This is a genomic window from Methylobacterium frigidaeris (assembly GCF_022179185.1).
GTDB classification, from domain to species: domain Bacteria; phylum Pseudomonadota; class Alphaproteobacteria; order Rhizobiales; family Beijerinckiaceae; genus Methylobacterium; species Methylobacterium frigidaeris.
Genome location: NZ_BPQJ01000036.1, coordinates 49,807 through 62,587 on the forward strand (window position 1 = coordinate 49,807; position 12,781 = coordinate 62,587).

The window sequence follows — 12,781 nt, forward strand, 5'->3', positions numbered from 1 at the left end:
AAGCCGCGCGGATGGACGCTCGTCCATCCTGGATGCTGGCGATGTGGCGCGGCTTCCGCAACCGCTGCCCGCATTGCGGCGAGGGCCGGCTGTTCGGCCGCTTCCTCAAGGTACGGCCTGCCTGCGAGGCTTGCGGGCTCGAGCTGCACCACCATCGGGCCGACGACCTGCCGCCCTACCTGGTGATCTTCGTCGTCGGTCATCTCGTGGGCTTGGGCGTCCTCGAGACCGAGATGCGCCTCGATGTGCCGTTCTGGTTCCAGATGACTTTCTGGCCTGCGCTCGCCCTCATCGCCTCGCTGCTCCTGCTCCAGCCGACCAAGGGGGCGGTGGTCGGGCTGCAATATGCCCTTGGCATGCACGGCTTTTCCGCGATACGCCGCGCCGGGGCTCAAGGAGCGGACAGCTCGGGCCGGCACGTGACGGAGACGCGGGATGGCGGCAGGACCGACGGACGGGAACTCGGCTCCGGCCACCCTTGAGCGGAAGAAGCGGCCCCTGCGGATCCGCAACGCCGCGACGCTGATCATTCTCGACCGCTCGGGCGACCAGCCGAAGGTGCTGATGGGCCGGCGTCATGCCGGGCACAAGTTCATGCCCGGCCTGTTCGTCTTTCCGGGCGGACGGATCGAGCTCGGCGACCGCTCCATGCCGGTGGCCGGCACCCTCAACGACCGGGCCGAAGCCGCCCTGGCCGAGCAGGTCCACCCGCCGCTGTTCCATCTCGGCCGGGTGCTGGCGCTCGCGGCGATCCGCGAGACCTACGAGGAGACCGGGCTGATGGTCGGCTCCCTCGATTACGGCCCGCCCGAGACGGCGCCGCCCGGCGCGTGGTCGGCCTTCCGCGAGGCCGGTGTGATGCCCGACCTCGAACTGCTGCAGTTCGTCGCCCGGGCGATCACGCCGCCCTCCCGGCCCAAGCGCTTCGACACCCGCTTCTTCGCCGTCGACCGCGATGCGGTGGTGGCCGAGACGCCCGGCATCGTCGGTCCCGATTCGGAACTGACCGAGCTCGCCTGGGTCGACCTCGCGGCGGCGCGCAAGCTGGACTTGCCGCGCATCACGTCAATCGTGCTGGACGAGCTGGAGGCCCGGCTCGCGGCGGGGTTCAGCCCGATGCTCCCGGTGCCGTTCTTCCGCGACGTGGATGGCGAGCACACACGGGAAGAGCTGTAGGGCGGGCCGCCGTCGGCGACCCGGGGTGGCCTTCCTGGGCTGCCTGATCCATATGGGCCGGCCCTGACGGCCAGCCCCACCATGACCAGCCTCACCCCCGATTCCGAGTTCGACGCGGCACGCCTCGCCGCCATCGCAGCGGCCATCGCCTGCGTGGCGGTGGTCGGCGTCGGGCTCAGCCTGTCGATCCCGCTCCTCTCGCTCGAGATGGAGCGGATGGGCCTGTCCAACACCTGGATCGGCGTCAACACGGCGATCGCCGGGGTGGCGAGCATCGTGGTCCTGCCTTTCGTGCCGCGGGTGGCGGCGCGCCTCGGCGTGATGCCGCTGCTCCTCGGCGCCATCGCGGTCGGGGCGCTGACGCTCCTCGGCTTCCGGGCGGTCTACGATTTCGCCTGGTGGTTCCCGCTGCGGTTCGTGTTCTCGGCCGCCCTCGGCGTGCTGTTCGTCCTCTCCGAGTTCTGGATCAACCAGGCGGCGCCGCCGGCCCGGCGGGGCTTGGTGATGGGCGTCTACGCCACGGTGCTGGCGCTCGGCTTCGCCATCGGCCCGGGGCTGCTGCGCGTCCTCGGCACCACCGGGTGGGCGCCGTACCTCGCCGGCGCCGCGCTGTTCTGCGCCGGGGCGCTGCCTCTCGTGATGGCCCGCGGGCTCTCGCCGGAGATCCCGCACAAGGGCGGGCGCGGCTTCGTCGGCTACCTGCGGGTCGCGCCCTCGGCGACGCTGGCGGCCCTCGTCTATGGTGCGGTCGAGACCGGGGGCTTCGCCATCCTGCCGATCTACGGCCTGCGGCTCGGCCTCACTGCGGAGCAGGCGGCGGGCCTCGTCAGCCTCGCGGCGCTCGGCAATGTGCTGTTCCAGATCCCGGTCGGGCTCATCGCCGACAAGGTCGACAAGCGCCGGGTGCTCCTCGCCGCGGCGTTCCTCGGCGCGGTCGGGGCCGTGGCCCTGCCGCTCGGAGCCGACGACCTGCGGTTGCTCGGCGCGATCCTGTTCGTCTGGGGCGGCATCGCCGGCACGCTCTACACCGTCGGCCTCGCCCATCTCGGCGCCCGCTTCGACGGCGCGGCTCTGGCCGGTGCCAACGCCGCCTTTCTGGTGCTCTACAATATCGGCCTGGTGCTGGGGCCGCCGCTGGTCGGCGGCGGCATGGACCTCGCCTCGCCGCACGGCTTCGCCTGGTCACTGGCGTTGCTGTTCGTCGGCTACCTCGCGGTGGTGGGCGGGCGGATCATCCGGGCCGCGCCGTGACGTCGCGCCGGGCTTGACGCCCGGGGGGCGATGGGGCAGGAAGGCGCCGCGTTCTGGCCGGGCCTGCCCGGCCGTTTTGCGTTTCGGTCCTCCGGGCGCAACACCCATCATCCACAAGAGGTCGCGCCATGGCCAAGGCCGTCACCATCAAGATCAAGCTGCTCTCGACCGCCGATACCGGCTATTTCTACGTCACCAAGAAGAACTCCCGTACCAAGACCGACAAGCTGTCGTTCAAGAAGTACGACCCGATCGCGCGTAAGCACGTCGAGTTCAAGGAAACCAAGATCAAGTAATCTTCGGGCTGCGGTTTTAGCAGCATGAAAAAGGCCGCCCGCGAGGGCGGCCTTTTTCCGTTGGGGCGATCGTCAGCCGAACAGGTACATCGCCCCCGGCAGGGCGACGAAACCGGCGGCGCAGCCATAGGCGAGCCACAGGCCCGGCCGACGGGCGGCGAGGCGGCGCAGGCGCTTGGCGGTCGGCCCGGCCTTGACGGTGCGCCCGTTCACGCACGAGCAGAGCAGGTTATGGGCCTCGCCGGTGCTCAACTCGAAGAAACTGCGGGCCTCTCCGAAGGTGTCGCCGGTGAGCCCGCTCGCCCGCAGGACCGGATCGGCATAGGCGAAAGCGAGCGGCGAGTTGTCGGCCCGGATCGCCGCTCGCATCTTGCGAGGCACGAACTCAATCTCCTCCAGGGTGATGAAGCTGCGGCCCGGATCGCGTTCGAGAATCTCGGCGAAGCGCTCGAGCCGGGCTCGGCGGCCTTCGAGAAGAGCCGGGACCGTCTCGACGTCGGCAATGTCGCGGATGTGGCGAAGCGGCTGATGTTCCATGCTGGGAACCTCATCGATGCGCGGCAGCCCGTTGCGCGCTGCTGGTGCGCCAGCATGCGCCAAGCATCTCTCCGATGCATTGGCCCACGTTAACACATTCTCTTGATCGCCTTTCTGCCGAGCTTGAAGCAAACGCCGGTAAAGCCGTTGGCGACAAGAGGTTGAATACGTCGCTTCAAGCGTGGCCTTTGCTCATCCGGCAGCCGGCCTGCGACCGCCGGACGCAGGCCGGCCCGGGCGTCAGGTCACCTCGAACCAGCCCCAGAGGCCGGTGTCGAACCGCTCCAGGGCCGTCGCGCTGACGAGCCAGCGGCCGGGATTGTCGGCCAGGAACGCGATCCGGGCGGTGCGGCCCTCGAGCAGCTGGAACGTGTCGAGCCAGTAGGGCTCCCAGCCGTCGTCGAGGGGGTGGAGCAGCCGGAAGACGTGGCCGTGCAGGTGCAGCGATTGCGGGAAGGCGGTGGTGTTGGTGAGCGCCAGCACCACGGCGGTGTTGCGCTTGACCGAGAACAGGGGCGGGTTCTCCGCCCGCCCGGCGGCGCCGTTCAGCGTCCAGATCCGGGTAGGGTCGCCGGTGAAGACCGGGGCCGCTTCGGGCTTCGCCTTGTCGAACACCGCGCCGCCCGCGACGGCGACGTCGCGCCGGAAGGCGTTCTGCAGCTTGATCTCCGGCGGCAGGAGCTTGTTCTCGCCGATCGGCGCCACCGGCGGCCGGGCCGCGACCGGCTCACCCTTCGCGACGATGCGGGCGAGCGGCATCCCCTGGCCGATCAGAGCCACCACGGCGCCCGCCGGCTCGGACGCCCCCGGCACGTCGAGGAGGATGTCGTAGCGGGTGCCGGGCTGGAAGGGGAGGGTGGCCCGCAGGGGCTCGAAGGTGTCGGTCGGCTGCCCGTCCACCGCCGCAACCCAGGCCTTGAGGCCATCGAAGCGGATCCGGGTCGCACGGGCGTTGCAGGCATTGGCAAGGCGCAGGCGCAGGCGGGTGCCAGGCGCGGCCTCGATCAGCTCCGGCGCCGGCTTTCCGTTGATCGTGAGCGCGTTGCCGAGCCGGCCCGAGCTCGCCGCGAAGGCGACCTGCCCGAAGGCCGCGAGCGTCCCGTCGGCCTCCAAGCGCCAATCCTGCAGGATGAGCGGCACGTCGCGGTCGACGACCGGGGCCTTCGCCTCCTCGACCACCAGCATGCCGGAGAGCCCGCGCCCGGCGGGCTCGCTCGATCCGCCGACCACGAGGGGGCGGATGAGGAAGGTGCCGGCATCCGGCGGGGTGAACTCGTAGAGGAAGCTCGCCCCTGGCGCGACCGGAGCCTGCGTCACCCCGCCGACCCCGTCCATGGCGTTGCGGTTGCGCACACCATGCCAGTGCAGCGACAGGGGCCGCTCGGTCTTGTTCTCCAGGCGCAGGCGCACCGCCTCGCCGAGCTTGACGCGCAGGACCGGCGGCGCCACCGATCCATCGCCTTTGCCGTCGAAGGTCCAGACCGGGGTCTCGGGCGCCGGCTCCGGCTTGATCCGTGCCTTCGCGGGCGTCGCGACCAGCTGCTTCGCCTCCGCTGCGCCGGGTGCCGGCGAGGAGGTTGTTCCCGACGTCCCGCCCTGCGCCCGGGCCAGGGCCGGCGCGAGGGAGAGGGCGGCGCCGGCGAGCAGCACACGGCGCGAGGGCGGCAGGGACGACGGCATGGCACCTCGCTGAAGGGAGTTTTCGGCGGAGTCGTTCGCGCGGGGCGGGCGGCCTGCGCGGGGATCCGCCTTGTAGCCGGGGCGCGGGCGCGGGGCGAGGCGTGACCTAAAATTCTTGCTGCGCGACCGATCGACCATGCTATAGAGCCGCGCCCGGGTGCGTCAGGCCTCGGGCGCGAGCGTCGCGGGCGTGGCGGAATTGGTAGACGCGCTGGATTTAGGTTCCAGTGACGAGAGTCGTGGGGGTTCGAGCCCCTCCGCCCGCACCACCTCCGCCAGGCGACACGACGGATTGGGTTCAAGCAGCAGTGCCGGCCCCTTGTCCTGACGGTCCCGTCGCACGGCGTCGATGACAGCGCCGTCCGGGCCCGCAGCCAGGCCGGATTCGAAGGTGCAAGGCGGAATGACGACGATGCAGGTGACCGAGACCAAGGCCGAGGGGCTCAAGCGCGAATTCCAGGTGGTCCTGCCCGCGGCCGAGCTGGAGAGCCGGCTCGCGACCGAGCTCGACGGGATCAAGGGCAAGGTGCAGCTCAAGGGCTTCCGCCCGGGCAAGGTGCCGGTCGCCCACCTGCGCAAGGTCTACGGCCGCTCCGTGATGGCCGACGTCGTCCAGAACGCCGTCAACGAGGCCAACCAGAAGATCGTCGAGGACAACAAGCTCAAGCTCGCCCTCGAGCCTCAGGTGCAGATGCCCGAGGACAAGGACGAGATCGAGAAGGCGCTCGACGCCAAGGCCGACCTCTCGTTCAAGATCGCTCTCGAGGTGATGCCGAGCTTCGACCTCGTCGACCTCTCGGACGTGAGCCTGACCAAGCAGGTCGTCACCCCCTCCGACGAGGAGATCAACGAGACGATCGAGCGGATGGCCTCGGCCAACCGCCCGTTCGAGGACCGGCCGGAGGGCCAGTACGCCGAGAGCGGCGACCGCGTCGTCATCAACTTCACCGGCCGGATCGACGGCACCCCGTTCGAGGGCGGCACCGGCGAGGACATCAACCTCGATCTCGGCTCGGGCACCTTCATCCCGGGCTTCGAGGACCAGCTCCTCGGCGCCAGGGTCGGCGACGAGCGCCTGGTCAAGGTCACCTTCCCGGAGAACTACGGCGCCGAGCACCTCGCCGGCAAGGAGGCCGAGTTCGACGTGACCGTGAAGGCTATCAAGCTTCCGGGTGAGCTCAAGATCGACGACGAGCTCGCCAAGAACTTCGGCATGGATTCGCTCGACGCCCTCAAGGACGCCGTGCGCACCACCATGGGCCGCGAGTACGAGGCGGCCTCGCGCCAGAAGCTGAAGAAGGGCCTGCTCGACGCCCTCGACAGCCGCTACTCCTTCGAGCTGCCCCCGAGCCTCGTTCACCAGGAGTTCGCCGCCGTGTGGGCCCAGGTCGAGCAGGACCTCAAGAACCGCGGCAAGACCTTCGAGGACGAGGACACCACCGAGGAGAAGGCGCGCGAGGAGTACCGCCGGATCGCCGAGCGCCGCGTGCGCCTCGGGCTGGTGCTTGCGCAGGCCGGCGAGAGCGCCGATATCAAGGTCTCGGACGACGAGGTGAATCAGGCCCTGATCGCCCGCGTCCGTCAGTTCCCGGGCCAGGAGCAGCAGGTCTGGGATTTCTACCGCAAGACCCCGCAGGCGCTGGCCGAGCTGCGCGCCCCGCTGTTCGAGGAGAAGGTGGTTGACCACGTCCTCGGGCAGGTCAAACTGGTCGAGGAGCCCGTCTCCAAGGAGGCGCTGTTCGCCGACGAGGACGACGCCGAGGAAGGTGTTAAGGCCGAAAAGGCCGAGGCTGCTCCCGCGGGTGAGTCCAACCCGGCCTGATCCCCGGCCGACCCCCTCGAGCGGGCGGCGGACGGGGCCTGCGAGGTCGTTCGTTCCGCCGTCATCCCGGTCGCCCAGAAGCGGCCGGGTTCCGTTCAGAGGGCCAGTGAGATGAGAGATCCGGTCGACTTCTACAACAGCGCGCTCGTCCCCATGGTGGTCGAGCAGTCGAGCCGCGGCGAGCGCGCCTTCGACATCTACTCGCGCCTCTTGCGCGAGCGCATCATCTTCCTGACCGGCCCGGTCGAGGACTATTCCGCGTCGCTGATCGTGGCGCAGCTGCTGTTCCTCGAGGCGGAGAACCCGAAGAAGGAAATCTCCTTCTACATCAACTCCCCGGGCGGCGTGGTCACCTCCGGCCTGTCGATCTACGATACGATGCAGTTCATCCGTTGCCCGGTCGCCACGCTCTGCGTCGGCCAGGCCGCCTCGATGGGCTCGCTGCTGCTCGCCGCCGGCGAGGCCGGCCACCGCTTCGCCCTGCCGAACGCCCGGATCATGGTGCACCAGCCCTCCGGCGGCTTCCAGGGCCAGGCCACCGACATCCTGATCCATGCCCGCGAGATCGAGGCCCTGAAGCGGCGCCTCAACGAGATCTACGTGAAGCATACCGGCCGCGACTACGACGCCATCGAGCAGGGCCTGGAGCGCGACAACTTCATGACCGCCGACGCGGCCAAGGAGTGGGGCCTCATCGACGAGGTGCTCCAGAAGCGGGCCGAGGCGCCGGCGCAGGCCTAAAGCCTGCGGCAGCGTCGCCCGCCGGAGGAACCCGCCCGGGTGGGACCTCCCCCGGCGGGAGGTCGCCGCTCCGGAAGGCGGACCCCCGATGCGGCCATTTGGCGGTAGCCTGTCGCATCCGTGGGATTGATCCGGCGGTGGCTGCGTGTTTGCATCGCGATTCTGCGTCGGGCGCTCGGCGCGCGGTGGGCGGTGACTGTTTCTTTAGCCGGGCGCCACTATCTAAAAGCGATGCGGTCGTGCCCCCGGGGCGGGACCGATCGGGGACTTGGAGACCCATATGAGCAAGGCTGGCGGCAACGACTCGAAGAGCACGCTGTACTGCTCGTTCTGCGGCAAGAGCCAGCACGAGGTTCGCAAGCTGATCGCGGGCCCGACCGTCTTCATCTGCGATGAGTGCGTCGAGCTGTGCATGGACATCATTCGCGAGGAATCGAAGTCCTCGCTGGTGAAGTCGCGGGACGGCGTACCGACCCCGAAGGAGATTCGGCGGGTCCTGGATGACTACGTCATCGGGCAGGACTTTGCCAAGAAGGTCTTGTCTGTGGCTGTGCACAACCACTACAAGCGCCTGGCGCACGCGACCAAGCACAACGACGTCGAGCTGGCGAAGTCCAACATCCTGCTGATCGGCCCGACCGGGTCGGGCAAGACCCTTCTGGCCCAGACCCTGGCGCGCATCCTCGACGTGCCGTTCACGATGGCCGACGCCACGACGCTGACCGAGGCCGGTTACGTCGGCGAGGACGTCGAGAACATCATCCTCAAGCTGCTCCAGGCCTCGGACTACAACGTCGAGCGGGCGCAGCGCGGCATCGTCTACATCGACGAGATCGACAAGATCTCCCGCAAGTCCGACAACCCGTCGATCACCCGCGACGTGTCGGGCGAGGGCGTGCAGCAGGCCCTCCTGAAGATCATGGAGGGCACGGTCGCCAGCGTGCCGCCGCAGGGCGGGCGCAAGCATCCGCAGCAGGAATTCCTCCAGGTCGACACGACCAACATCCTGTTCATCTGCGGCGGCGCTTTCGCGGGGCTGGAGCGGATCATCTCGGCCCGCGGCAAGGGCACCTCGATCGGCTTCGGCGCCACCGTCCAGGCTCCGGACGACCGCCGCACCGGCGAGATCTTCCGGAACGTCGAGCCGGAGGACCTGCTGAAGTTCGGCCTCATCCCCGAATTCGTCGGCCGCTTGCCGGTCCTGGCGACCCTCGAGGATCTGGACGAGACCGCCCTGAAGCGGATCCTGCAGGAGCCGAAGAACGCGCTCGTCAAGCAGTACCAGCGCCTGTTCGAGATGGAGAACGTCGACCTGACGTTCCAGGAGGAGGCGCTGAGCCTCGTCGCCCGCAAGGCGATCGAGCGCAAGACCGGCGCCCGCGGCCTGCGCTCGATCCTGGAGAGCATCCTGCTCGAGACGATGTACGACCTGCCGGGCCTCGACTCGGTCGAGCAGGTGGTGATCGGGCCGGAGGTCGTCGACGGCAAGTCGCGGCCGCTCTACATCCACGGCGACCGCGGCAAGGACGCGCCGGCGAGCGCCAGCGCCTGATTGTCACCCAGAGGCCGCCGCCAAAACGGCGGCCTCTTGCTTGAGAGATGGCCGAATGCGGCCGGGTGGCACGGTGCTTGAAAGCGGCACCCGGAGGAGCCACCTGAGAGTCAACGCGGCGGCCGCATGCTCACCGAAACGAGGTGCGGTGCCGCGACCCGGCCGCTCTCCTCGTTCCGACCCCCGCGGCCCGGTCGGCCCCCATGTTCCTCCTGCTTGTCCCCTGTGAGGGGAGGGATCTGGGCGTCACCACACAAGGAAGTCAGTCAATGACCCAGCCGAAATCGCGCCAGCCCGTCGTCCCCGGCTCGACCGGGACCTACGCGGTCCTGCCGCTGCGCGACATCGTGGTCTTCCCGCACATGATCGTGCCGCTCTTCGTCGGCCGCGAGAAGTCGATCCGGGCGCTCGAGGAGGCGGTGCGCACCGATCGCCACATCCTGCTCGCCACCCAGGTCAATGCCACCGACGACGACCCGGCGACCGACGCGATCTACACCATCGGCACGCTCGCCAGCGTGCTCCAGCTGCTCAAGCTCCCCGACGGCACCGTGAAGGTGCTGGTGGAGGGTGGCGGTCGGGCCAAGATCCAGGATTTCGTGCGCTCGGACGAGTACTACGCCGCCGAGGCCGAAGTGCTGCCGAACGATCTCGGAGACCGGATCGAGGCCGAGGCGCTCGCCCGCTCGGTGATCTCGGAGTTCGAGAACTACGTCAAGCTCAACAAGAAGATCTCGCCCGAGGTGGTCTCGGCGGTGATCCAGATCGACGAGCCCTCGAAGCTCGCCGACACCGTCGCGTCGCACCTCGCCGTCAAGATCTCCGACAAGCAGGCGATCCTCGAGATCCCGACCGTCGCCCAGCGTCTGGAGCGCGTGCTCTCGTTGATGGAGAGCGAGATCTCGGTGCTGCAGGTCGAGAAGCGCATCCGCACCCGCGTCAAGCGGCAGATGGAGAAGACTCAGCGCGAGTACTACCTGAATGAGCAGATGAAGGCCATTCAGAAGGAGCTCGGCGACGAGGACGGCCGCGACGAGCTGGCCGAGCTCGAGGACAAGATCGAGAAGACCAAGCTCTCCAAGGAGGCGCGGGACAAGGCATTGGCCGAGCTGAAGAAGCTGCGCCAGATGTCGCCGATGTCCGCCGAGGCGACGGTCGTGCGCAACTACCTCGACTGGATGCTCGGCATCCCGTGGGGCAAGCGCTCGAAGATCAAGAAGGATCTGCCCGGAGCGCAGGCGATGCTCGACGCCGATCATTTCGGCCTCGACAAGGTGAAGGAGCGGATCGTCGAGTACCTGGCGGTGCAGCAGCGCGCCAACAAGCTCACCGGCCCGATCCTGTGCCTCGTCGGACCGCCCGGCGTCGGCAAGACCTCGCTCGGCAAGTCGATCGCCAAGGCCACGGGCCGCGAGTTCGTGCGCATGTCGCTCGGCGGCGTGCGCGACGAGGCTGAGATCCGCGGTCACCGCCGGACCTATATCGGCTCGATGCCCGGCAAGATCGTGCAGTCGATGCGCAAGGCCAAGACCTCGAACCCGCTCATCCTGCTCGACGAGATCGACAAGATGGGCATGGACTTCCGCGGCGATCCGTCCGCGGCGCTCCTCGAGGTGCTGGATCCGGAGCAGAACGCGACCTTCAACGACCATTACCTCGAGGTCGATTACGACTTGTCGAACGTGATGTTCGTGACGACGGCCAACACCCTCAACATCCCGCCGGCCCTGCTGGACCGGATGGAGGTGATCCGTATCGCCGGGTACACCGAGGAGGAGAAGGTCGAGATCGCGCGCAAGCACCTGATGCCGGGCGCGCTGAAGAAGCACGGCCTCGACGACAAGGAATGGTCGATCACCGATGACGGCCTGATGCTGCTGATCCGCCGCTACACCCGCGAGGCGGGCGTGCGAAACCTGGAGCGCGAGATCTCGAACCTGATCCGCAAGGCGGTGAAGGAGATCCTGATCTCGGGGGTGAAGAGCGTGACGGTCTCGGCCGACAACCTCGACACTTTCCTCGGCCCGGCGAAGTTCCGCTACGGCGAGGTCGAGACCGACGATCAGGTCGGCGTCGTCACCGGACTGGCCTGGACCGAGGTCGGCGGCGAGCTGCTCACGATCGAAGGCGTCATGATGCCCGGCAAGGGCAAGATGACCGTGACCGGCAACCTGCGCGACGTGATGAAGGAGTCGATCTCGGCAGCGGCGTCCTACGTCCGTTCGCGAGCCGTCGATTTCGGCGTCGAACCGCCGTTGTTCGAGCGCCGGGACATCCACGTCCACGTGCCGGAGGGTGCGACCCCGAAGGACGGGCCCTCGGCCGGCATCGCCATGGCGACGGCGATCGTTTCGGTCATCACCGGAATCCCGGTGCGCCGCGACATCGCGATGACCGGCGAGGTGACGCTGCGCGGCCGGGTGCTGCCGATCGGCGGCCTCAAGGAGAAGCTGCTGGCGGCTCTGCGGGGCGGCATCAAGATCGTGCTGATCCCGGAGGAGAACGCCAAGGATCTGGTGGAGATTCCGGATAGCGTGAAGAACGGGCTCGAGATCGTCCCCGTCTCGCGCATGGATCAGGTTCTTGAGCGGGCGCTGGTGCGCAAGCCCGAGGCGATCGACTGGGATGAGCCACTGCCGAAGGCCTCTCCTGCTCGGTCAGAGGATGACGCGTCGGGGTTGGTGGCGCACTAAACGTCTGACCCGCTGCTGACAATGAGAAAGGCCCCCGGATCTTCCGATCCGGGGGCCTTTCTCTGCTCGGGCTGGAGCCCCCTCGCCCGAGACGGTGTCGGGACTGATCGTCAGGCGCTGCGGCGCCGGCCCAGCCCGCTGTTCTTCGCCAGCTCGGAGCGCTGAGCGGCGTAGTTGGCGGCGACCATCGGGTAGTCGTGCGGCAGGCCCCACTTGCGGCGGTACTCCTCGGGGGTGAGCCCGCGGGTCGACAGGTGGCGCTTGAGCGACTTGTACTGACGGCCGTCCTCGAGGCTGATCAGGTAGTCCGGGGTCACCGTCTTCTTGATCGGCATCAGCGGAACCGGCTTCTCCGCCTCGATCGGTTGGGCGTCGCCGAGCCGGCTCAGCGACTGGTGCACCGCGTTGATCAGGGCCGGCAGATCGGCCACCGGCACGGAGTTGTTGGACACGTAAGCCGACACAATGTCGGCTGCGCGCTCAATCAGGTTGGTTTCTTGATCTTGGTCCAGCATTCCATTGGCTCCGATGGCAGAGTGCGTGCCCCATGCGTCTTTGAGCGCCGTGGGTCAATATTTCTTTTTGCGAATGCGACAGAATTACACCGGAGAAACAAAATTGTGCACCATCGATAGTGAGCGGCTGTCGCCCCTGATAGAAATTTTTGCCTATGCGCTGATGTAATACATGCCCTGCATGCTGGGTTGAGCAAACCTCGCGTGCGCGAGCGTTCCGGTGGAAGCTACCGGCACCATGGAGGCCCCCCGCGTCGAGACGTGCGAGAGGGGAGGGCTCCCTTTCGCGTGAGCGTCACAAAGGGAGTTGACGGGGCAAATTCCGAGGCCTATACGACCACCCATCGGCGCCGGCCGCTCCCGCGGACCGGCCGCTGAGACGTCTTCTGCACAGTCTGGGCCAGTGGGCCTGACCTTGGTCAGGCACTGGTCCTGTTGTCGCCGATGATCGCCGGTTCGGACCGGCCCGCTCTTTGACAAGTTCATCTGAGAAAGAGAAGCGTGGACGGCGTCGTCCC

At 68.2% G+C, this 12,781-nt stretch carries 11 protein-coding genes and 1 tRNA gene; 9 read left to right on the top strand and 3 right to left on the bottom strand.

Going from position 1 to position 12,781, the window contains the following annotated elements; genetic code table 11:
• Positions 1-11 precede the first annotated feature (11 nt).
• The 4 genes from MFF64_RS27250 to rpmG all read left to right on the top strand — a co-directional run bounded on the left by MFF64_RS27250 (position 12) and on the right by rpmG (position 2,723).
• Entirely contained in the window at positions 12-482 is a 471-nt protein-coding gene (locus MFF64_RS27250; protein ID WP_099906741.1) for a DUF983 domain-containing protein, read from the top strand.
• The gene (locus MFF64_RS27255) at positions 436-1,176 is read left to right on the top strand and encodes an NUDIX hydrolase (protein WP_099906731.1); all 741 of its coding nucleotides are present in this window, start codon (positions 436-438) and stop codon (positions 1,174-1,176) included. Before MFF64_RS27250 ends, MFF64_RS27255 begins: the two co-directional genes overlap by 47 nt.
• 81 nt (positions 1,177-1,257) lie before the next feature.
• The gene (locus MFF64_RS27260) at positions 1,258-2,427 is read left to right on the top strand and encodes an MFS transporter (RefSeq protein WP_099906733.1); all 1,170 of its coding nucleotides are present in this window, start codon (positions 1,258-1,260) and stop codon (positions 2,425-2,427) included.
• 128 nt (positions 2,428-2,555) lie between these two features.
• Positions 2,556-2,723, top strand: a complete 168-nt coding sequence (gene rpmG, locus MFF64_RS27265; protein ID WP_048427126.1) for a 50S ribosomal protein L33 — start codon at positions 2,556-2,558, stop codon at positions 2,721-2,723.
• Between the two features lie 72 nt (positions 2,724-2,795).
• On the opposite strand, the gene MFF64_RS27270 is transcribed toward rpmG, so the two are convergent.
• Together MFF64_RS27270 and MFF64_RS27275 are read right to left on the bottom strand one after the other, a co-directional pair.
• The gene (locus MFF64_RS27270) at positions 2,796-3,260 is read right to left on the bottom strand and encodes a hypothetical protein (protein ID WP_099906735.1); all 465 of its coding nucleotides are present in this window, start codon (positions 3,258-3,260) and stop codon (positions 2,796-2,798) included.
• A gap of 240 nt (positions 3,261-3,500) precedes the next feature.
• Complete coding sequence (locus MFF64_RS27275) at positions 3,501-4,940, bottom strand: multicopper oxidase family protein (RefSeq protein ID WP_238192851.1); 1,440 nt, start codon at positions 4,938-4,940, stop codon at positions 3,501-3,503.
• Between the two features lie 184 nt (positions 4,941-5,124).
• Here MFF64_RS27275 and MFF64_RS27280 point away from each other — a divergent pair.
• The 5 genes from MFF64_RS27280 (at position 5,125) to lon (ending at position 11,748) form a co-directional block, all read left to right on the top strand.
• Positions 5,125-5,209: transfer RNA gene (locus tag MFF64_RS27280), tRNA-Leu, on the top strand.
• A gap of 143 nt (positions 5,210-5,352) precedes the next feature.
• On the top strand, positions 5,353-6,762 hold the full coding sequence (gene tig, locus MFF64_RS27285; protein WP_238192854.1) for a trigger factor: 1,410 nt from the start codon (positions 5,353-5,355) through the stop codon (positions 6,760-6,762).
• A gap of 111 nt (positions 6,763-6,873) precedes the next feature.
• Positions 6,874-7,503 (top strand): ATP-dependent Clp protease proteolytic subunit, encoded by a 630-nt coding sequence (locus MFF64_RS27290; protein ID WP_099905094.1) that lies wholly within the window; start codon positions 6,874-6,876, stop codon positions 7,501-7,503.
• 280 nt (positions 7,504-7,783) lie between these two features.
• Positions 7,784-9,055, top strand: coding sequence for an ATP-dependent Clp protease ATP-binding subunit ClpX (gene clpX / locus MFF64_RS27295; RefSeq protein WP_048445376.1), 1,272 nt, complete (start codon positions 7,784-7,786; stop codon positions 9,053-9,055).
• Between the two features lie 269 nt (positions 9,056-9,324).
• Positions 9,325-11,748 carry an endopeptidase La gene (gene lon, locus MFF64_RS27300; protein WP_099905095.1) on the top strand — a complete coding sequence of 808 codons (2,424 nt, stop codon included), beginning with the start codon at positions 9,325-9,327 and terminating at the stop codon, positions 11,746-11,748.
• Between the two features lie 110 nt (positions 11,749-11,858).
• Here lon and MFF64_RS27305 read toward each other — a convergent pair whose 3' ends face one another.
• On the bottom strand, positions 11,859-12,263 hold the full coding sequence (locus MFF64_RS27305; RefSeq protein WP_238192852.1) for a Ros/MucR family transcriptional regulator: 405 nt from the start codon (positions 12,261-12,263) through the stop codon (positions 11,859-11,861).
• Between the last annotated feature and the right edge of the window lie 518 nt (positions 12,264-12,781).